This is a genomic window from Rhodococcus sp. NPDC060084, from assembly GCF_042730335.1.
Taxonomy (GTDB): Bacteria; Actinomycetota; Actinomycetes; order Mycobacteriales; family Mycobacteriaceae; genus Rhodococcus.
In genome coordinates this window covers 35,902-56,760 of sequence record NZ_JBHWWX010000022.1, presented here as the reverse complement: position 1 = coordinate 56,760, position 20,859 = coordinate 35,902, and the positions used below count along the sequence as shown (strand labels likewise).

The 20,859-nt window shown below is 66.6% G+C and carries 19 protein-coding genes; 7 read left to right on the top strand and 12 right to left on the bottom strand.

The window, feature by feature from the left end:
- Window positions 1-34: 34 nt before the first annotated feature.
- From ACFWBU_RS13325 to ACFWBU_RS13315, 3 genes are all read right to left on the bottom strand, one after another.
- Window positions 35-694, bottom strand: coding sequence for a GNAT family N-acetyltransferase (locus tag ACFWBU_RS13325; protein ID WP_378528468.1), 660 nt, complete (start codon window positions 692-694; stop codon window positions 35-37).
- A gap of 77 nt (window positions 695-771) precedes the next feature.
- Window positions 772-1,191, bottom strand: coding sequence for a nitroreductase family deazaflavin-dependent oxidoreductase (locus tag ACFWBU_RS13320; protein WP_169623131.1), 420 nt, complete (start codon window positions 1,189-1,191; stop codon window positions 772-774).
- A gap of 55 nt (window positions 1,192-1,246) precedes the next feature.
- Complete coding sequence (locus ACFWBU_RS13315; RefSeq protein WP_169623126.1) at window positions 1,247-2,410, bottom strand: steroid 3-ketoacyl-CoA thiolase; 1,164 nt, start codon at window positions 2,408-2,410, stop codon at window positions 1,247-1,249.
- 195 nt (window positions 2,411-2,605) lie between these two features.
- On the opposite strand from ACFWBU_RS13315, the gene ACFWBU_RS13310 reads away from it, so the two are divergent.
- On the top strand, window positions 2,606-3,859 hold the full coding sequence (locus ACFWBU_RS13310) for a cytochrome P450 (protein WP_169652018.1): 1,254 nt from the start codon (window positions 2,606-2,608) through the stop codon (window positions 3,857-3,859).
- A 121-nt stretch (window positions 3,860-3,980) separates the two neighbouring features.
- Here the strand turns inward: ACFWBU_RS13310 and ACFWBU_RS13305 are convergent, their stop codons facing one another.
- From ACFWBU_RS13305 to ACFWBU_RS13280, 6 genes are read right to left on the bottom strand one after another with little or no spacing between them, the layout of a single operon-like run.
- The gene (locus ACFWBU_RS13305; protein WP_378528467.1) at window positions 3,981-4,556 is read right to left on the bottom strand and encodes an NTP transferase domain-containing protein; all 576 of its coding nucleotides are present in this window, start codon (window positions 4,554-4,556) and stop codon (window positions 3,981-3,983) included.
- A gap of 25 nt (window positions 4,557-4,581) precedes the next feature.
- A complete protein-coding gene (locus tag ACFWBU_RS13300; RefSeq protein ID WP_169652016.1) occupies window positions 4,582-4,995 on the bottom strand; it encodes a nuclear transport factor 2 family protein in 414 nt (137 codons plus the stop codon).
- A complete protein-coding gene (locus ACFWBU_RS13295; RefSeq protein ID WP_296549162.1) occupies window positions 4,992-5,870 on the bottom strand; it encodes a TIGR03619 family F420-dependent LLM class oxidoreductase in 879 nt (292 codons plus the stop codon). The genes ACFWBU_RS13300 and ACFWBU_RS13295 overlap by 4 nt, the downstream gene beginning before the upstream one ends.
- A 12-nt stretch (window positions 5,871-5,882) precedes the next feature.
- Window positions 5,883-7,058 carry a thiolase domain-containing protein gene (locus tag ACFWBU_RS13290; protein ID WP_169621391.1) on the bottom strand — a complete coding sequence of 392 codons (1,176 nt, stop codon included), beginning with the start codon at window positions 7,056-7,058 and terminating at the stop codon, window positions 5,883-5,885.
- On the bottom strand, window positions 7,058-8,119 hold the full coding sequence (locus ACFWBU_RS13285) for a thiolase domain-containing protein (protein WP_378528466.1): 1,062 nt from the start codon (window positions 8,117-8,119) through the stop codon (window positions 7,058-7,060). The genes ACFWBU_RS13290 and ACFWBU_RS13285 overlap by 1 nt, the downstream gene beginning before the upstream one ends.
- Window positions 8,120-8,133: 14 nt before the next feature.
- A complete protein-coding gene (locus ACFWBU_RS13280; protein WP_378528465.1) occupies window positions 8,134-9,105 on the bottom strand; it encodes a Zn-ribbon domain-containing OB-fold protein in 972 nt (323 codons plus the stop codon).
- A 90-nt stretch (window positions 9,106-9,195) separates the two neighbouring features.
- On the opposite strand from ACFWBU_RS13280, the gene ACFWBU_RS13275 reads away from it, so the two are divergent.
- Window positions 9,196-10,233 (top strand): LLM class F420-dependent oxidoreductase, encoded by a 1,038-nt coding sequence (locus ACFWBU_RS13275; RefSeq protein ID WP_169621388.1) that lies wholly within the window; start codon window positions 9,196-9,198, stop codon window positions 10,231-10,233.
- Window positions 10,234-10,258: 25 nt separating this feature from the next.
- Here ACFWBU_RS13275 and ACFWBU_RS13270 read toward each other — a convergent pair whose 3' ends face one another.
- Window positions 10,259-11,788 (bottom strand): AMP-binding protein, encoded by a 1,530-nt coding sequence (locus tag ACFWBU_RS13270; protein WP_378528463.1) that lies wholly within the window; start codon window positions 11,786-11,788, stop codon window positions 10,259-10,261.
- A 173-nt stretch (window positions 11,789-11,961) separates the two neighbouring features.
- Complete coding sequence (locus ACFWBU_RS13265; protein ID WP_169652012.1) at window positions 11,962-12,795, bottom strand: crotonase/enoyl-CoA hydratase family protein; 834 nt, start codon at window positions 12,793-12,795, stop codon at window positions 11,962-11,964.
- A 79-nt stretch (window positions 12,796-12,874) separates the two neighbouring features.
- Here ACFWBU_RS13265 and ACFWBU_RS13260 point away from each other — a divergent pair, with 79 nt between their 5' ends.
- Window positions 12,875-14,533: an acyl-CoA synthetase gene (locus tag ACFWBU_RS13260; RefSeq protein ID WP_169652011.1), complete on the top strand. Its 1,659-nt coding sequence runs from the start codon at window positions 12,875-12,877 to the stop codon at window positions 14,531-14,533.
- Window positions 14,534-14,544: 11 nt separating this feature from the next.
- The gene (locus ACFWBU_RS13255) at window positions 14,545-15,657 is read left to right on the top strand and encodes a nitronate monooxygenase family protein (protein WP_169621384.1); all 1,113 of its coding nucleotides are present in this window, start codon (window positions 14,545-14,547) and stop codon (window positions 15,655-15,657) included.
- Between the two features lie 52 nt (window positions 15,658-15,709).
- On the opposite strand, the gene ACFWBU_RS13250 is transcribed toward ACFWBU_RS13255, so the two are convergent.
- Window positions 15,710-16,291 carry a TetR/AcrR family transcriptional regulator gene (locus ACFWBU_RS13250; RefSeq protein ID WP_296549114.1) on the bottom strand — a complete coding sequence of 194 codons (582 nt, stop codon included), beginning with the start codon at window positions 16,289-16,291 and terminating at the stop codon, window positions 15,710-15,712.
- A gap of 260 nt (window positions 16,292-16,551) precedes the next feature.
- Between ACFWBU_RS13250 and ACFWBU_RS13245 the strand changes: the two genes are divergently transcribed.
- From ACFWBU_RS13245 to ACFWBU_RS13235, 3 genes are read left to right on the top strand one after another with little or no spacing between them, the layout of a single operon-like run.
- A complete protein-coding gene (locus tag ACFWBU_RS13245) occupies window positions 16,552-18,339 on the top strand; it encodes a multicopper oxidase family protein (protein WP_378528462.1) in 1,788 nt (595 codons plus the stop codon).
- Entirely contained in the window at window positions 18,336-19,520 is a 1,185-nt protein-coding gene (locus ACFWBU_RS13240) for an alpha/beta hydrolase (RefSeq protein WP_169621381.1), read from the top strand. The genes ACFWBU_RS13245 and ACFWBU_RS13240 overlap by 4 nt, the downstream gene beginning before the upstream one ends.
- The gene (locus tag ACFWBU_RS13235) at window positions 19,517-20,803 is read left to right on the top strand and encodes an oxygenase MpaB family protein (RefSeq protein WP_296549117.1); all 1,287 of its coding nucleotides are present in this window, start codon (window positions 19,517-19,519) and stop codon (window positions 20,801-20,803) included. Before ACFWBU_RS13240 ends, ACFWBU_RS13235 begins: the two co-directional genes overlap by 4 nt.
- The last annotated feature ends 56 nt before the right edge of the window (window positions 20,804-20,859 follow it).

Sequence of the window (20,859 nt, the reverse complement as noted above, 5' to 3'; positions counted from 1 at the left end):
GCTATCGGAAGCGCGCATCCTTGTGCGGCGCAGATCAGGCGGGTGTGCGCACGATCAGGGTCGAACCGGGGAAGTAGGCCGCCAATTCGGTGCGTGCCTGCTTGAGAACGGCTGTGCCGTAACCCTGCTTGCGCAGTTCGGGGCGAACCCAGATGCGCACTTCCACCTCGTTGCCGACGAGCTCACCGAACGCGAATCCGACCGCGGTGGGCTCGTCGCCGGAAAGATCTTCGGCGACGAGCCACATCCCGGATTCGTCCTTCATCAACGCGTTTCCGCGCGCCTGCTCGGCGGCGACGCTTTCGGCGCTGTCGTCGCCCAGCTGGTCGGCACACCTGGCCTCGAGCAACTCCAGGTCGGTCGCCGTGTCCGAGATCGGACGCACGCGGAAATGCGCGCCCGTCGCGTAGGGCCGTGCCGCCGTCGTCCAGTGCACTACGGCGTCGAGATCTTCGAGTTCTTCCCGGATCTTCTTGCGCTCGGCCTTGGTCAAGCGGCGGAACGGGAGGTTGAGCACCGCCTCCGCGCAGAACTCACTCGTCTCGAGCAGCGCGGCGATTGCGGTCACCGCCTCCGCTCGGTCGGCGCTCTCGACGATGGCATCGAGTACCTCGTGACGTTGTTCCAGAGCACGCAGCAGCGCCGCTGCGATCTCCCGTCGGTCGAGGACCTGGTCGTGGTTCGTGGTTGCCATCGCGACATCCCTTCTCGAAAGCGTGTAACTACCGGTGCCAGTATTCCCGCATTCCGGTGTTGCCGCGGGTCGCCGTCCTACTCACAGACCACCACGGGGATGACGCGGTCGGTCCACGACTGGTAATTGTCGAAATCCGGGTACATCTCGACCAGCCGGGGCCAGTACGCCGCGCGCTCGGTGTCCGTCGCGACCCGCGCGTGCATCTTCCGCACCCGCGACTTGATCTGGACGGTGACCTCCGGATTCGCCTGGATATTGCGGAACCACAACGGGTGTTTGGCCATTCCGCCCTGCGAGGCGACCAGGACCACCTTGTCGCCGTCCTCGAGGAACAGCAGGGGAGCGGTGCGGGGCTGTCCTGTCTTGCGTCCGGTCGTGGTGACCAGGCAGACCGGGATTCCCCAGGGAAAGGCACTGCCGACGCGCCACTTGCCACCGACCCGGCCGCCGGTGGCCCGGTAGGCGGCGACGTTGACGCGCGACATCCACTTCATGATCGGGATGGTCGCCTTCGAGTTCAGTCCTTTGGGAGCGGTGTCCGTTCCCACGTCAGATCCGCTCGATGACGGTTCCGGTGGCGAGCGCGCCACCCGCACACATGGTGATCAACGCGGTCGAGCCGTCACGCCGTTCCAGTTCGTGCAGCGCGGTGGTCAGCAGACGCGAACCCGTGGATCCGACGGGGTGTCCGAGCGCGATGGCTCCACCGTTCACGTTGACCTTGTCCATATCGGGGCCGTGCACGTTCGCCCACGAGAGCAGGACCGACGCGAATGCCTCGTTGACCTCGAACAGGTCGAGATCGCCGATGCTCATGCCCGACTTCTCGAGCACCTTCGCGGTGGCCTGGACGGGGCCGTCGAGGTGGAACTCGGGCTCTGCACCGACCAGCGCCTGCGCGACGATGCGGGCACGGGGCTTCAGACCGAGGGCCTTGGCGCGGTCCTCGTCCATCAGTAGGACGGCGGCTGCGCCGTCGGAGATCTGCGACGACGTGCCCGCGGTGTGGATTCCGCCGTCGAGCACCGGCTTCAGCTTCGCCAGCGACTCGGACGTCGTGTCGCGAAGGCCCTGGTCCCGGGTGACGGTCTGCTTCTCGCCGGTGAGGTTGCCCTGCTTGTCGACGACCGGTGCGACGACGTGCAGCACCTCGCGGTCGAAGCGGCCCTCGTCCCATGCCTGCTTGGCGAGCATCTGCGACCGGACGCCGAGCGCGTCGATGTCCTCGCGGGTGATGCCGCGCCGGCGGGCGATACGCTCCGCGGCCTCGAACTGGTTGGGCATGTCGATGTTCCACGATTCGGGCCGTCGCGGGCCGGCCTGGTCGCCCACATTGGCGCCGAGGGGAACCTGGCTCATGGCCTCGATGCCGCACGCGATCCCGGCATCGATGGCGCCGGTGGCGATGAGACCGGCGATGAGGTGGTTGGCCTGCTGAGCCGAGCCGCACTGGCAGTCGATGGTCGTGGCGCCCACCTGCCAGGGGAGGCCGGCGTTCAGCCACGCGGTGCGCGTGATGTTGTTCGACTGCGCGCCGGCCTGGGTGACGCAGCCGCCGATGACCTGTTCGACGAGGGCCGGATCGATCCCGGCGCGCTCGACGACTCCGCTCTGGGCGGCGCCGAGGATTTCCGCAGCGTGCAGGCCCGCGAGCCATCCACCCCGCTTGCCGATCGGGGTGCGGACGGCCTCGACGATGACTGGGGTGCCCACGGCGGGCTCCTTTCTCTGCAGTTCTCTGCACTCTAAATGCTCTCTGCAAAGTAGAACAGGTTGCCGTCGGCGGCGGCAAGCGTGTGAATCGGTCGGGACGTGCTGATCTCTTGGTCACGGGCCGCGCCTGTGTTTGAATGGTTTTAGAACGTGTTACACATCACGCGAGCGGTACTCGCCAGGCAGGAGAGATAAGTGGCGCAGCCGAACATCCCCGAGGGAATCGACTTCACCGATCCCGACTTGTATGCAGACCGCATGCCCTTCGAAGAGTTCGCCGAACTCCGGAAGACGGCACCGGTGTGGTGGAACAAGAAGTCGCCCGACAAGGGGGGATTCCACGACGACGGGTTCTGGGTGGTGTCCCGCCACGAGGAGGTCCGTGAGGTCTCCCGCCGGAGCGACGTGTTCTCCAACTGGGAGAACACCGCGATCCCGCGGTTCAACGACGACATGCCCCGAGAGGCTATCGAACTGCAGCGCCACGTCCTGCTGAACAAGGACGCACCCGAGCACACCAAGCTCCGCAAGCTCGTTGCCCGTGGTTTCACCCCGCGCGCCATCAACGGTCTGCGCGACGAACTCGACCGCCGCGCGAAGTCCATCGTCCAGGATGCGTGCACCGCCGGTCAGGGCGACTTCGTCACCCAGATCGCCGCGGAACTGCCCCTGCAGGCCATCGCGGACCTCATCGGTGTCCCGCAGGAAGACCGCTCGAAGATCTTCGAATGGTCCAACCAGATGACGGGCTACGACGATCCCGACAACACCGCCGACCCGGCGGCGGCGTCGATGGAGGTGCTCGGCTACGCCTACCAGATGGCGGCCGACCGCAAGGCGAACCCGGCGGACGACATCGTCACCGCCTTGATCGAGGCCGACATCGACGGCGACGAACTCGCTCCCGAGGAGTTCGGCTTCTTCTTCATCGTGCTCGCTGTTGCCGGCAACGAGACCACCCGCAACGCGATCACGCACGGCATGGCGGCGTTCCTCGACAATCCCGAGCAGTGGGAGATCTTCAAGCGCGACCGCCCGAAGACCGCTGCCGACGAGATCATCCGCTGGGCCACGCCGGTCACGTCCTTCCAGCGCACCGCACTCGAGGACACCGAACTCGGCGGGCAGGCGATCCGCAAGGGCGACCGCGTCGTGATGCTGTACGCGTCGGCGAACAACGACGAAGAAGTCTTCGAGAAGCCGCGTGAGTTCGACATTCTGCGCGACCCGAATCCGCATCTGGCGTTCGGCGGCACGGGTGCGCACTACTGCCTCGGCGCGAACCTCGCGCGCATGGAGGTCGATCTGATCTTCGGAGCGATCGCCGACCACATCCCCGACATCACGAAGATCGGTGATCCGCGTCGCCTGCGGTCCGGGTGGCTCAACGGAATCAAGGACTTCGAGGTGGACTACAAGACGTCGGGTGGATGCCCGGTGAAGCACTGACACACGGCAGTGTCGCGGGCCCCCTCACCTTCGGGCGCGGGGGTCCGCGTCGTCCGGGACACCTGAGGGATGGTCAGGGCGCGGCGGTCGGAGACGGGAATGTCCGGCGGCCGTCGCGTGTTCAGGGCTCGAGCCGGCGCAGATCGTCCACCGTGTCGACATCTCCGGCATCCGCAAGGGTGGTGCAGTCCAGACGCCGTACCCGGTCGCGGTGGTGCGCAAAATAACTGCGGGCGCCCTCGTCCGCGGTGGCCTGCCGGGCCGCTGCGACCGCGTCGGCACGGTCGAACACGACCGGATGACCGGGCCGGTCGTCGAACACCGGCAGCGTCACCGTTCCGCCGTGGTGTTCGCCCAGTACGTGCCGGACCAGTTCGGCGGTGATGCCGGGGAAGTCCACGACGGTGAGCGCCACCGTGGCGTGACCGCCAGCAGCGTCGACGCCGCGGCGCAGCGACGTCGACATCCCGGTGCTCCACTCCGGATTGACCACCACGGTGCTATCCGGCGGACACGCCGCGGCGACCTCGCCGGCGTACGCACCGAGCACCACGATCACCTCGTCGCACCCGCCGTCGGCGAGCGCGGTGGTCACGGTATGCAGCAGGGGACGGCCGCGGTGGGGCAGGAGCGCTTTCGCGCGCCCACCCAATCGCGAGCCGTCCCCTGCTGCGAGAACGATTCCGGCGGTGCTCATCCCCCGACTCTACGAGGGACCGGCCCTACGGGGCCGGACGTACCGTCTTCATGGCTCGGTCCATCTCCCAGAACGCCCGCAGCGACACGATCTTGCCGTCGCCGTTCACCCGGTAGACGAAGGCCCCCTCGGCATCGACGATGTTCCCGGCCATCGTGGTGCGAATGGTGCCGATATTGACGCACTCGTCACCGCACACCAGCACGTCGTCGATGAGGAACTCGAGCTTGTCGGTGTTGGCGATCGTCATGTCGTAGAACGCGGCGATGGCATCGCGGCCCGTGTGCCCCTTGCCTTCCGGGTCGAATCCCGACGGCCCCACCGGGTCTTCGACGCACGCGTCGTCTGCGAAGACCGCGAGCCACTCGTCCTTGCGTTTGCCGCTGGCTGCCGTTTGCGACGCGCGCGCCGCCACCCGTGCGGGGTGTTCCTCGCTCATGCCGCATCCTTTCCGTGGATGTACTTGTCTGCGAACTTCCGCAGCGATTCCTGTTTCGCCTCGAGGGGGGAGTCGAACCCGTGGCCGTCGAAGATCCACGGCACCACGATGATGTCGGTGACGCCCGCATCGGCCAGCTCGGCGTAACCGGACGAACCGAACCGATCGACACACACAGCCTGGATCTCGAACGGCACGTCGGACCGCCCGTATTCGTCGCGCAGGACCCGCAGCCGGTCGATGACCGCCACCAGGTCGTCGAACCCGATCATGGCCGACGTCCAGCCGTCACCGACCCGTGCGGCACGACGCAGCGCGATATCGGTGTGCCCACCCACGTAGAGCGGCACCGGGGTACTGGGAGCCGGACTCATCTGAAGCCGGTCGAATTCGAAGAACTCGCCGTGATGCTCGACCATGCCGCCACCGAGAATCAGCTTGAGCACATCGATCATTTCGTCGACGCGCTTGCCGCGCCGGGCATATGGGACGCCGCACCACTCGAATTCTTCCGGTGCCCAGCCGATGCCGACTCCGAGACCGAACCGGTCTCCCGTCAGATTCGCGACGGAGCCGACTTGGCGAGCCAGCAGAACAGGGTTGCGCGACCCCAACTTCAACACCTGGGTATAGAACCGGATGGTCGAGGTCGCCGCGCCCATCGCGGCGGCGGCGATCAGCGGATCCACCCACGGTGTGTCTGCCGTCCACATCCGGGACCCGTCCGGGGTGTACGGATAGTCGACGGTCTGCTTCTCCATGAAGAACAGTGAGTCGGGAAGGGCGATCGACGAGAACCCGCACTCCTCGGCGGTGCGCGCGATACCGCTCAACTGATCGAGCGGCGTCATCGCGACCCCGACGGTGAAATCCACCATGTGACGCTCCTAGTTCGTCGGTCGGTCGGAAGAAACCACCCACATCGAGAAGTACTGCGAACCACCGCCGTAGGCGTGACCGAGTGCTTTGCGGGCACCGTCGACCTGGTGGTCGCCGGCCTTGCCCATGACCTGGATCGCGGCCTCGGCGAAGCGGATCATGCCGGACGCGCCGATGGGGTTGGAGCACAGGACCCCGCCGGACATGTTGATCGGCAGTTGTCCGCCGATCGCGGTTTCGCCGGACTCGGTCAGCTTCCAGCCCGATCCCTGCGGAGTGAATCCGAGGTTCTCGAGCCACATCGGCTCGAACCAGGAAAAGGGGACGTAGATTTCGGCGCAGTCGATTTCGGTGAGCGGATCGGTGATGCCCGCCTGCTTCCACAATGCTGCTGCCGCGTCCCGGCCGGCCTGGGGGTCGACCTGGTCGCGGCCCGCGTACGTCGTGGGTTCGGTCCGCATCGCGGTGGCGTGGATCCACGCCACCGGGCGCCCGGCGGCCTCTGCCGCGGCGGCGCTGTCGGAGTCACCGATCACCACGGCACACGCGCCGTCCGACGACGGGCAGGTTTCGTCGTAGCGGATGGGGTCCCACAGCATCTGCGATGCCTGAACCTTCTCCAGGGTGATGTCCGGCTGCCTGAGGTGTGCGTACGGGTTCTTCGCACCGTTGAGCCGGTCTTTGACCGCCACCATCGCGCCCACGTGCTCCGGGGCGCCGGACCTGCGGATGTAGGAGCGGACGTGCGGGGCGAAGTAGCCGCCCGCGCCCGCACCGACCGGCATCGTGAACGGCACCGGTGTCGACAGCGCCCACATCGCGTTGGATTCGGACTGCTTCTCCCACGCCACGGCGAGGACTCGGCGGTGGACGCCTGACTGCACCATGCTCGCCGCGACGTTGGCGGTGGATCCTCCCACCGATCCCGCCGTGTGTACGCGCAGCATCGGTTTGCCGGTGGCGCCGATCGCATCGACCATCGACAACTCGGGCATCATGACGCCCTCGAACAGGTCGGGTGCCTTGCCGATGATGACGGCGTCGATGTCGTCCCAGCCCACCTGGGCGTCGAGCATGGCGCGGTCGATCGCCTCGCGCACCAGGCCGGACATCGATACGTCGTGACGCTTGGCGACGTAATGGGTCTGCCCGGTGCCCAGGACAGCTGCGGGTTGCTTGGCCATCAGTTACGTCCCTCCAGGACAGCTACCAGATTCTGTTGCAGCAGTGCGCCACTCGTCGCGTGGGCCAGCGCGCGACCCGCTGTCCCGTTCATGATCGCTTGTGCGGCGTAACCGATTCGCTCGAGGCCGCCGGAGAACATCGCGTTGCCGCTGAGCGGACCGCCCGACGGATTGACGGCGGTGTCGTCGCCGAGTCCGATCTCCTCGCGCAGGATGAGTTCCTGATGGGTGAACGGGGCGTGCAGTTCGGCGACGTCGAACGCGGTGTCGTCGCCCGTCACGGCGCGTGCCGCGGCACGCGCGGACGGCGCGGTGGTGAGGTCGGCGGCGCCGAAGTTCGGCGAGTCGATCCGATGCTCGATTCCGGTGATCCAGGCGGGGTTCTCGCACAGTTCGCGTGCGCGGTCTCCTGTGGCCAGAACGATTGCGGCGGCGCCGTCGGTGACGGGAGCGCAGTCGTGCTTCCGGAGCGGGTCGGCGATGTACGGGCGGGACAGGAGTTCGTCGATGTCGAGGTCGCCGGAGAGCTGGGCCTTCGGGTTGTTCTTCGCTGCGGCGAGAGAGCGCACGGCTACTTCGGCCATCTCGCGATCCGTCCACTTCCCGGATTCGAGACCCATCCGGGCCTGCAGTCCGGCAAGGGAGACGGAGTCGACGCCGAGCGGTGCGACGAGATACGGATCGAGTTGCAGCGACAGTGTCCGCCGCAGGGTGCCGGCCGACGACTTGCCGAAGCCGTAGACCAGTGCGGTGTCCACTTCGCCGGTGATGAGTTTGACCCACGCCTCGTAGAGCGCCCATGCGGCGTCCATCTCGACGTGTGACTCGTTGATGGGCGGGACGGCGCCGATGGCGTCGATGGCCGAGATGAACGAGAAGGCGCGCCCGGCCAGGTAATCCGAAGACCCGGAGCACCAGAACCCGATATCGGACTTCGTGATGCCGAGCTTGTCGTAGAGCTCCTGGAAACAGGGGACGAGCATCTCGACACCGTTGGTGGTGCCGAATGTCTCGCGCACGTGGGGGGCGTGCGCGAAGCCGACGACTGCAATGTCTGTCATGGTGCTCGACGCTCCTAGAGGTGGTGTTTGAAGGTGTCGAACTCGGCGTCGGGCTCGCCGGTCGGGCGGAAGTATTCGATGTTGCGCAGTGTGTGGTCCCACTCTTCCTGCGGCCGCCACTTGGCCTCGACACGCATTCCCATGCGCACGTCGGTGGCCTCGCACTCGAGAATGAGGTGGAGGAACGGGATGTCGGCACCGTCGAGCAGCACATATGCGGCGACGTAGGGAGGCTTGATCTGCTGGCCCATGAACGGCACGTTGACGATGCAGAACGTCGTGACGGTGCCCTTGTCGGGCAACTCGACCGGTTCCTTGGTGGGGACGCCGTCGGTGGGGCTCGCCCCGCGCGGCGGCACGTACACCTTCTCACCGGGACCCGTGCGGCCGCCGATGATCTTGCCTTCCTTCAATCCCCGGAGATACCAGGATTCTTCGGGTGACGCGCTGTGCCGGTAGTGCAGGTCGACGGGAGTGGTGATCATCGAGACGGGCTCACCGGGCTCGGACGGTGTGTCCGCGGTCGCTTCACCGGGCTCGAAGGCCGCGATGTCGTGGATTCCGCCGGTGCGTTCGGACGCCCAGCGGACCCGGACGCGCATGCCGGTGTCGATGTCGTCGGGGGAGGCGACGTCCACTGCGTGGAGCATCGAGGTGCCGGCACCGTCGAGGCGGATGAGAGCCCATGCGAAAGGCCGGTCGAAGGGCTGGCCCGGCAACGGGTCCGCATTCCACGTCCAGCTGACGACGGTTCCCGTCAGGCCCACCTCGACGAAATCGGTGAGCGGTTCATGGGTGACGGGGTCGTATTCCGGGGGCGGGACGAAGATCCTGCCGTCGGATCCGCGCGCACCGACGATGCGACCGTCGCGCAGTCCGGTGACGAACGCGCCCACGGTCGGCCCGGTGGATCGTGTGTAGTCGAACTTCAGATTCAGCGGTGCATTCAGCGGTGGCTCGGCGACCGCACTCTTTCCCAGGCTCACAAGTTCGAGTAGAACAGGTTCTAGTGTTGCTGGCAAGGGTACCGTGTGATCTGCACCTTGCCGCGCTTGGTCCGACCCGAAAGGCGTGCAATGAAACTGGGACTGCAACTGGGATACTGGGGTGCGCAACCCCCGGGCAACGGACCGGAACTCGTTGCAGCAGCCGAAGCCGAGGGGTTCGATGCGGTGTTCGCAGCCGAGTCGTGGGGCTCGGATGCGTTCACCCCGCTCGCATGGTGGGGGTCGGCGACCGACCGGGTGCGGCTGGGTACCTCCGTCGTCCAGATCTCGGCGCGTACGCCGACCAGTTGCGCGATGCACGCGCTGACACTCGATCACCTCTCGGGCGGCCGGCACATCCTCGGTCTCGGTGTATCCGGTCCACAGGTGGTCGAGGGCTGGTACGGCGCGCCGTTCGAGAAGCCGCTCGCGCGAACCAGGGAGTACGTCTCGATCATCCGTCAGGTGCTGGCCCGTGAAGCGCCGGTCACGAGTCCGGGGCCGCACTACCCGCTCCCGTACACCGGAGCCGGAGCCACCGGACTCGGGAAACCGCTCAAGCCCATCACCCACCCGTTGCGTTCGGACATACCCATCTGGCTGGGCGCCGAGGGTCCCAAGAATGTCGCACTCACCGCGGAGATCGCCGACGGGTGGCTCGCCATCTACTACACGCCGCGGCTCGCACCGATGTACAACGAATGGCTCGACGAAGGGTTCGCCCGTGCCGGCGCACGTCGCACGCGCGAGGACTTCGAGATCGCCGCGACGTGCCAGGTGGTGGTGACCGACGACCGTGAGGGCACCGTCGCCGCGATGAAACCGGTGACGGCGTTGTATGTCGGAGGGATGGGAGCGCCCGAGCTGAACTTTCACGCGCAGGTGTACCGGCGCATGGGGTACGGCGACGTCGTCGACGAGGTCACCGAACTTTTCCGCGCCGGCCGCAAAGACGAAGCAGCCGCGGCGATTCCGGACGAGATGGTGACCGAGACGATGATCGTCGGTGACCTGGCAGAGGTGCGCGAGGGGGTGCGCAGGTGGGAGGACGCCGGCGTCACCATGTTGCTCGTCTCGTGCCGCGACGCCGCCCAGATCAAGGAGCTGGCCTCGGCCGTGCTGCAGTGACCGGGGCGGCTGTCGCGCACGCACCTCAGGACGAGTAGGCCGCCTTCAGCTTCCCCTTCACGAGCTTGCCCGTGGGAGTGCGGGGAAGCCGGTCGACGAAGTCCACCGACCTCGGCACCTTGAAGTGCGCGACCCGCTCTCGAACATACGAGAGCAGTTCCTCGGCGAGCTCCGGGGATTCGGTGGCATCCGGGGACAGTTCCACCACCGCCTTGACCTCCTCACCCATCTCCGGGTGGGGGACGCCGATGACGGCGACGTCGTCGATGACGGGGTGAAGCGCGAGGACGTTCTCGATCTCCTGCGGATAGATGTTCACGCCGCCCGAGATGATGGTGAAGGACTTGCGGTCGGTCAGGTACAGGAACCCGTCCTCGTCGAGGTACCCGAGATCCCCCACCGTCGTCCACGTCGGATGCTCGGGATGCTGTGCGGTCGAGGTCTTCTCGGGATCGTTGTGGTAGGTGAAGGGCACGTGATCGGCTTCGAAGTAGATCGTTCCGATGTCGCCGGCCGACAGCACCGTGCCGGCGTCGTCGCAGATGTGGGCAGGGCCGATGACGCTCTTGCCCACCGAGCCGGGATGGTCGAGCCATTCCTGGCTGTTGATGAACGTGATGCCGTTCGCTTCGGTCGAGCTGTAGTACTCGTAGATCACGGGGCCGAGCCAGTCGATCATGGCGCGCTTGACGTCGGGTGGGCACGGCGCTGCGGCATGGATGAGTACCCGCAGGCTCGAGAGGTCGTGGCGGGCCCGGATCTGCGGGTCGAGTTTGAGCATGCGCACGAACATCGTCGGGACCATCTGCCCCGCGGTCACGGAGTACTCCTCGATGTGGCGCAGCGCGGTCTCGGGGTCGAACTTCGACGCGAGCACCACCGTGCCGCCGAGCGCGTGGACCGCCGCACCCCAGCGCAGGGGCGCGGCATGGTAGATCGGTGCGGGGGAGTAATAGACGTCGGCGTCGCTGATGCCGAACATGTACTGCGCCACCATCACCAGCGATTCACCCGGTTCGTCCACGCGGCGGTCGGGCAACGGCGGCTGGATCCCCTTGGGAAATCCGGTGGTGCCCGACGAGTAGAGCATGATCGCGCCGGACGGTTCCTCGTCGAGTCGTGGTCCGGCGCTCGCGATCGCATCCTCGTACGACTCGAAGCCGCGAACCGCGCCGCCGAAGGCGAGCCGGGCCGACCGGGCGGCAACCGTGTCTCCGACGTGTTCGGCCAGGTCGCCGAGAGTCGCCGAGACGACGAGCGCCTTCGCGCCGCTGTCCTCGACGATGTAGGCGACTTCACCGGCAGTGAGATGGCTGTTGACCGCCGTGATGTAGAGGCCCGAGCGCAGTGCTGCCCAGAAGACCTCGAAGGCTTCGACCCGGTTGTCCGTGAGCAATGCGACGACGTCGCCCGGCCGGAGTCCCGCGTCGTGCAGTACCCGTGCCAATGCCGCCGAACGGTCGTCCAATTCGCGATAGGTCAGGCTGCGGTCGCTGTCGGCGAGAACGACAGCGATTTTGTCGGGTGTGTTGCGCGCGTGGACGCCGGGGTACATGGGGCTCCTTACCGCCTGCACGAACACTGCAGGCCTGTGTCCTGGATCACAACGGAACGTAGCAGAGGCCGGGATGTCGGTGTGGTCCAGGTCTCACAGGCTCGTAAGGCTGCGCAGACGAGCGCGCCCGCGCACGAAGTTGTGCGCGGGCGCGTCGCCGGTTCGATGGGGAATCAGGCTCCGGTGAACTTCGGGGGCCGTTTCTCGGCGAAGGCACGGGGACCTTCTTTTGCGTCGGCACTCTTGAAGACCGCGGCACCGAGTTCGGCGTCGATCCGGAACGCCTCTTCCTCGTGGAGGCCCTCGGAATCGCGAATCGTGCGCAGGATGGCCTGGACGGCGACCGGACCGTTGTTCGCGATGGTCTCCGCGATCTCGAGTGCCTTGTCGAGTGCGGTGCCGTCGGGGACCACGTAACCGATGAGCCCGATCTCCTTGGCTTCGGGCGCCTTGATGTGCCGGCCGGTGAGCAGGATGTCCGCTGCGATCGTGTACGGAATCTGGCGGACGAGGCGCACGGCGGAACCGCCGAGGGGGAACAGTCCCCACTTCGCTTCGGAGACACCGAATTTGGCGCTTTCGCCGGCGACCCGGATGTCGGTGCCCTGCAGGATTTCGGTGCCACCCGCGATGGCCGCGCCTTCGACTGCGGCAATGAGGGGCTTGGTCAGCCGGCGGCCTTTGAGGAGGGCGGGTAAGCGGGACAGGTCCCAGCCACCGCCCTCGAACTTGTCACCCGGTGCCGACTGGTTCATCGCCTTGAGGTCGGCGCCTGCGCAGAAAGCGCCGCCGGCACCGGTGAGGATCGCGACTCGGATCTCGGGATCGCTGTCGACTCGATCCCAGGCGTCGGACATGATCGCCATCATTTCGCCCGACAGCGCGTTGCGTGCCTCCGGCCGGTTGAGCGTCACGATGAGAACGTGACCGCGTTGCTCCACGAGGCAGTGGGGAGCGCGGGACGAAATGTCCGAATCGGCTGCGCCGGGGGCTGCGGGAGAGGACACTGGGGACTCCTGGCGGGTGTTGTGAAATAGGTCTCAGTAAAGTCTTGTCAATTACGGTAACACGTTCTACTTTTGTGGCGTGCCCCTTAACATCGCAGACCTCGTCGAGCACGCAATCGACCTCGTTCCCGACCGTGTCGCACTGGCCTCGGACGGCAGGGAGGTCACCTACGGACAATTGGAGGAACGAGCCAACCGACTCGCCAACTACCTGGCCGAACAGGGTGTCCAGCCCGGTGACAAAGTCGGGATCTACTCCCGCAACACCATCGAGGCCGTCGAGGCGATGGTCGCGGTGTTCAAGATCCGGGCCGTCATGGTCAACATCAATTACCGGTATGTCGAGAACGAGTTGCAGTACTTGTTCGACAATTCCGATACGGTCGCCCTCATTCACGAGCGCCGGTACTCGGACAAGGTCGCCAACGTTCTGCCGTCCACGCCGCTGGTCCAGACCGTCGTGGTGATCGAGGACGGCACCGACGGCGACTTCTCGTCGTACGGAGGGGTCGAGTACGAGACCGCGCTGGCCGGGAGTTCGGCCGAGCGCAACTTCGGTGAGCGCAGCCCCGACGACCTGTACATGCTCTACACCGGCGGCACCACCGGCCATCCCAAGGGCGTCATGTGGCGCCACGAGGATGTCTGGCGCGTGCTCGGTGGCGGCATCAACTTCATGACCGGCGAGTGGGTGAAAGACGAGTGGGAACTCGCCAAGCAGGGTGCCGAGAACCCCGGGCTCGTGCGGTATCCCATTCCCCCCATGATCCACGGCGGCGCGCAGTGGGCGCTGTTCCAGTCGCTGTTCAGCGGCGGCAAGGTCGTCATGCACCCCGAGTTCTCGGGCCACGAGGTATGGCGAATCATCGACGAACACAAGGTCAACGTCATCTTCATCACCGGTGACGCGATGGGCCGCCCGATGCTGGACGCACTCGAAGAGGGCAACCCGAAGACGGGTCAGCCGTACGACCTTTCGACTCTCTTCGCGATGGCGTCGAGTGCCGCGCTGTTCTCTCCTTCCCTCAAGGACCGCTTCCTGGAGCTGCTTCCCGGCAAGGTGCTCACCGACTCGATCGGCTCGTCCGAGAGCGGGTTCGGCGGTCTCGGAATCGTGGAGAAGGGCAAGACCCGCGGCGGCGGCCCCACGGTGAAGATCGACGAGTCGACCACGGTGCTCGACGAAGACGGCAACCCCATCGCTCCCGGCTCGGGGCAGGTCGGCCTGATCGCGCGCAAGGGAAACATCCCCCTGGGCTACTACAAGGACGAAGAGAAGACGAAGGCGACGTTCCGCGAGTACAACGGCGTCCGTTACTCGATCCCCGGCGACTACGCCCGGGTCGAGGAGGACGGCACCGTCACGATGCTCGGGCGCGGTTCGGTCTCGATCAACAGCGGCGGCGAGAAGATCTACCCCGAAGAGGTCGAGGGCGCGCTCAAGCAGCACCCGGCTGTCTTCGACGTGCTCGTGGTCGGCGTGCCCGACGATCGGTTCGGCGAACGGGTCGCCGCGGTGATCGCGCTTCGGCAGGGCCACACCGCGACTCTCGACGAACTGGTCGCGAGCGCCCGCACCAAGATCGCGGGCTACAAGGTGCCGCGCAGCGCATGGTTCGTCGACGAGATCAAGCGCTCGCCGGCGGGCAAGCCCGACTACCGGTGGGCCCACGAGCAGACCGAAGGGCGCCCCGCCGACGAGCACTGCACCCCGAGCGCTTCCGGCGCGGTGGGCTGAGAGGCAGGGAGATGCAGACCAGCCTCGGCCGGAAGTTCGGAATCGACTATCCGATCTTCGGGTTCACTCCCTCCGAACACGTCGCCGCGGCCATCAGTCGCGCCGGCGGACTCGGTGTCCTCGGATGCGTGCGCTTCAACGACGCGGAGGAACTCGACGCCGTCCTGACCTGGATGGACGAGAACACCGACGGCAAGCCGTACGGCGTGGACATCGTGATGCCGGCCAAGGTGCCCACCGAGGGCACCGCGGTCGATCTCGACAAACTGATCCCGGCGGAACACCGCGCGTTCGTCGACCGGACCCTCGCCGAACTCGGTGTTCCTCCACTGTCCGATGACGTCGAGCAGGCGAGCGGTGTACTCGGCTGGCTGCATTCGGTGGCGCGCTCCCACGTCGACATCGCTCTGGGGCACAGGATTTCGCTGATCGCGAATGCTCTGGGTTCGCCCCCGAAGGATGTCATCGACCTCGCTCACGAGAAGGGGGTGCCGGTAGCGGCATTGGCGGGGGCGGTGGAGCACGCGCGCCGGCACGTCGAGAACGGTGTCGACATCGTGATCGCCCAGGGATACGAGGCCGGGGGGCACACCGGTGAGGTGGCGTCGATGGTGCTCTGGCCCGAGATCGTCGATGCCGTCGGCGATTCCGCGTCGGTACTTGCCGCGGGCGGCGTCGGGTCCGGCAGGCAGGTTGCGGCCGCATTGGCGCTGGGGGCCGACGGGGTCTGGATGGGTTCGTACTGGCTCACCGCCGCGGAATACAAACTCGGCTCCGCGGCCGACGGCCCGTCGTCGATCCAGCGGGCGCTGCTCGGTGCGACGTCGTCCGACACGGTGCGGTCGCGCATCTATTCGGGCAAGCCGGCGCGACTGCTCAAGACCAAGTGGACCGAGGCGTGGTCGCGGCCGGACGCACCGTCGCCGCTGCCTATGCCGCTCCAGAACATCCTCGTCAGCGAGGCGCACCAGCGCATTTCGGCCGCGAACGACCCCGAGGTCGTCGCAATGCCGGTGGGCCAGGTGGTGGGCCGAATGAACGACATCCGTCCCGTCGCCGACATCATGAACGAACTTGTCACCGGCTACGACCAGGCGGTCGATCGTCTGAACGAAGCCCGATAGTCCGGGGGGATGGAACTGTGCCCGGGAGGTGAATCCTCCCGGGCACAGTCTTCTACTTGCGGACCAGAATCGTGAGCAGCGCCTGAATCTGCTCGACCGTGGGGGAGGGCAATCCGTCGCGGCCGTACACGAATCCGATCCCCGCGTACACCAGTGTCCCGGCGCGGACCCGTGCCTCGTCCTTGTCGAAACCGAGTTCGAGGAACGCGTTCTCGACCACCGTCATGATTCTCTGATCGAGGGCGCGCACGGATTCGGCGACCTGCGGGTCGCTCCGCGCCCACTCGCGCACCGCCACCTCGGCCTCCCAGGCGCGGTCGTCGACGAGCATCGTGCCCATGCGCGTCAGCCGTTCCCGGACGGGCAGTTCTTCGACGCTCGTCAGGCCGCGGGCAGCGTCGTTGTCTTGTGAGGTGTACCGGGTGGCGATGGCCTTCATCAGGTCGTCGATGTCGGTGAAGTGCCAATAGAAACTGCCCTTGGTGACGCCGAGTTCGTCGCACAATCTGGAGATCTTCACGGCAGTGCGGCCTTCGGTGACGAGCAACTGCAACCCGGCCGCGGTCCAGTCGTCGAGGGAAAGCCGGGGGCGCCGCCCGGACCGCGAGCCGTCCTTCGTCGGTTGCTGCGCCACGGGGTCGTCACCTCTTGTCTCTCGCTGTACGCGTCGAGCGTACATGTCGCGGGAAAAGAGAACGTGGGCGAGCGATACCGCGCACCCCGAGAGGGTATCGAACGGCCTTCCGGCACACTGCAATACAGATCATCATGTCGACTACAGCGATCGCGGCCAGGACGGAACGTCGACCACACCATACCGCATGGTATTGTGACGGCAGTCACGAAATGTGCTCCCTTCTCGGCTGCGGTCGCGTGAAAACGGAAGCCTGGTCCATGCGGAATATCAGTCGCAGAACTCTTCTCGCCGGAATCGCAGCCGGCGCCGGCGCAAGCGCGCTGGTCGGCGGTCGTGCGGTCGCCGACAGCCCCGACCTGCCCCGTCCTATGCTTTTCCCGTCGCCCCGGCTGACGCCGTTCGTCGACGACCTTCCCATCCTCCCGAGGCTCGAGGGCTCGTCGCTGACGATCGACGCGGTGAGCGCGACACACAGCTTCCACCGCGACCTCGCGCCTGGTCCGACCCTGGCCTACGGAGACAGCACGTATCTCGGTCCGGTGATCACCGCGCACCGCGGACAGGAAACGGCGATCGAATACCGGAACCGGATCACTGTGCATCCGTTTGCTGCCGACGTCGACACCACCCTGCACGGGCTGAGCGAGCGGGACCGCACCGAGGTGCCCACATCGATGCACCTGCACGGCGGCGTGACGCCTCCCGAATTCGACGGTCACCCTCAGAAGATCGCGCGACCGGGAGAGGGATCGACGTACCGCTTCCCGAACAGGCAGGATGCGGCCGGGCTCTGGTACCACGACCACGCCATGGCTGTTACGCGCCTGAACGTCTATGCCGGGCTGGCGGGTGTGTACCTGCTCCGCGACGACTACGACACCGGAGAACGCGGCAACCCGCTCGGACTGCCGGCCGGTGAGTTCGAACTCGAACTGGTACTGCAGGAGAAGATCGTCCACGGCGACGGACGCCAGAGCATCCGCTCCACCCCGATCGTTCCGCAGGGTAGGTGGGAAGGCGGCGCGGTCGGCGACGTCGGCGTCGTCAACGGCAAGATCTGGCCCGAGGCGCGGGTGGCACGGGGCCTCTACCGATTGCGGTTGGTCAATGCCGCGTCCTTCAGTGTGTGGGATCTGCGTTTTTCCAACGGCATGCCGTTCTGGGTCATCGGGATGGAAGGCGGACTGCTCGACGCTCCCGCACCGACCACCCACGTACGGCTGGCACCGGGCGAACGCGTAGACCTGCTGGTGGATTTCGGCATGCTCGATCCCGGTGCCACCGTCGAACTCCGCAACACCGAATCGGCCGCACCCCAAGCCGCCCAGATCGGTGCCGTCCACATGCCGATGTTTCTGCGTTTCCGGGCCGAGGCCGCGCGCGGCTTCACCGGACCGGTACCGGACCGACTGCGCGGCGGCACCGGGCAACCGCCGATCGTGGGAGCCACGCCGGAACCCGCGCACATTCGCAACGTGTCGCTGAGTCAGCCGTCGGACGTACGGCTGCCCCCGTCGATCATGTCGCTCAACAATCTCAGATTCCACAGCGACGATATCGAGATGCCCCGGCAGGGCACCGTCGAGCAGTGGAACATCGTCAACGCGACACCCGACCCGCACCCGATCCACCTGCACCTCGTGCACTTTCGCGTCGTGGGACGCCAGGCGATCGACACCCTCGCGATGTGCGCGCGGCAACCGCAGCCGCCGATCGGCACCAAGTGGACCCCCGACGCCGATCCGTTCGTCGTGGAACCACTGCGTGGCCCCGAGCCGTGGGAGACCGGATACAAGGACACCGTGATCTGTGATCCGAATTCGGTGACCCGCATCGTCGCCTACTTCCCAACCGCCGACGAACTGCGCTTCGATCCCGACGCGACGTTCCCGGCTGCGGTCGGCACCGCAACGACCGAGAGTGCCGGGCACCACGAACACACGGAACACCAGGACGACCACCGGTTGCAGGGCTACGTGTGGCACTGCCACGTCCTCGACCACGAAGACCACGACATGATGCTCGAGTATCGGACGGTGCGATGAACCCCACGACAGGCCCCGAACCCCGCGACCACTTCCAGCGCATTCCCTACGAACCGGCGACGGACGGCCGCGTCGAGATGCACTCCGGTCTGAGCCGCCACTATCCGACGCTCCACGGCAACCTCGTAGCGGCACCCGGATACTCACGCGAGGTCGGCGTGATCATGTGCCATCCGGCGTCGAACTTCCTCAGTCACTTCCTGCTTCGCGCGTTCGCCGGCGCCGGCATCCCGGCGATGGGCCTCAACACCCGGTACGCATCCAACGAACCCGCTCTCATCATGGAGCGCGCCGCGTTCGACCTCGGTACCGGCGTGCGATGGATGACGGACGAACTCGGTTTCGAGAAGGTGGTGCTGCTCGGGTTCAGCGGCGGGGGCTCGCTGGCCTCGTTCTACCAGTCGCAGGCGGAGAACCCCACGGTCACGCAGACCCCCGCCGGCGATCCCGCCCGGTTCGCCGACGCGAAACTACGCCCCGCCGACGCACTGCTGCTCGTCGGAGCGCACCCCGGACGGGCGCGGGTGCTGCGGCACTGGATCGACGGCGCCGTCGTCGACGAGGCCGACCCGTATGCGACCGATCCCGACCTCGACCTGTACGCGCCGGGCCGGACGGTACCGCTCGACCGCGAGTGGGTCGCCCGCTACCGCGACGCGCAACTCGCCCGGATGCGCCGCATCGACGCGTGGGCTCTCGGGCAACTCGACGAACTGAACCGGATGGGCGCGTCCGACCGTGGGTTCGTGGTGCATCGCACCGTCGGAGACCCGCGGTTCGTGGATACCACCCTCGACCCGTCGGACCGGGAGGCCGGCAGCATGTACGGCGATCCGGCCGCCGCGAACACCGCCGCCGGAGGACTCGCCCGATTCGTGACGGTGCGCAGTTGGCTCAGCACCTGGAGCGTCGACCACACGCACGCCGACGCACTGACCGATCTGAGCAACGTCACTGCGCCGGCGCTCGTGATGAGCCTGCTCGGCGACCAGGCCGCTTTCGCCGAGGATTCGCGTCTCATGCGTGATGCCCTGCCGGGAGAGGCGGAACTGATCGAGATGCGCAACCTCAACCATTACCTGGTGGACCAACCGGGTGGCCTCGATGACGTCGTGAGCCGCCTGACCGGATGGATCCGCCGCACGGTGACAGACGACCGAGCCGAGGAGGCGTCGGCATGACCGGAACACTGGAAACACGCGCATCCGGGGAATCGGATACCCCGGACCGCTGCCCGAGCGCGTTCCCCTACTGGCAGGCGAAGGCCCGGCCCGGTGTCCGGCGGGTACGGGGACTGATTCGCGCCGTGACGGGCTTCGACATCCTTCCCACCGACGAGCAGGCTCGCGCACTGTGCAACGACCTCTACAGTGGCGACCCCACCGCGGAGCGCTTCGTGGACGAGGTCTACCACGGTGACCTCGGCCCCCAGGCGGCCCGCGCACTGCTCGAGCGGGCCCTGACGGAGGGCATCGACTCCGTTCCCGAGGCACCCGACGCGATGAAGGCGCTGTTCGACGAGTTCGAGACCGTCCCCGAATGGGTGCAGCCGGAACTCGTGGAACAGGGCGCCGAGATCTGGCGGCGCTGGGGCACGATGCTGTTCAGCTTCGCAGGTGCGGAAACTCTCGAAATCTATACGGAATCCGCTGTCGCGACACCGCTCTCGCTCGCCGGCGGTTACGCGGGCGACAACGCTCTGCGCCGATTCCTCGAAACCTCGCGGTTCTGGATCGACGTGTCCGAGCCCGGCGCGCTTCTCGCCGCCGGATCGCGCGGCCGGGCCACGGCGCTGAAGGTGCGGATCATGCATGTCTCCGTACGTGCCCGCGTGGCCGGGCACCCCGAATGGGACGCCGCCAAATGGGGACTTCCCATCAGCCAGACCTACATGCTGCTCACGCTCATCGCGGGCAGCGTGACTCCGGGGCTGGCACTGTGGACTCTCGGCTACCACACCACACCGCGAGAAATACGGGCGCTCATCCACTTCCAGAAGTACATGGGCTACCTCCTCGGTGTGCGGACGACCTGGTACCCCGAGACGATCGGCGACAGCGTGCGGACGTTGCTCACCACCGTCGTGTCGCGGTCGTACGACTCGGGGGAGTACGGCAAGGAACTCATCGAGTCGTATCCACAGGCGTTCGCTCCGCGAGAAGGGCAACGTGGTCTCGCCCTGCTCCGTGCGAAATACAATTTCCGCATCAACTCGGTGTACTCGGCGATGTTCATGTCGCCCGGCACCCGGCGGAAATACTCGATGCCGAAGGTGCTGCCGTGGATCCTCATCCCGGTTGTGCGGTTCCCGCTGATCACGCTCATGGAACTCGCCCGGCGATTCGTGCCGGGCGTGGGCACGCTGCACGAGAAGATCATGGTCGTCCACCGGGAGAACTGGTACCGAGCCCAAATGGACGGCCGCGAAGCACAATTCGACGCCAGCGGTGCGCTGCGTCGTTGATCGGACATGCGATCGAGCGGGCGGCTCGACCGCACAGTGTGACAACTACCCCGCCG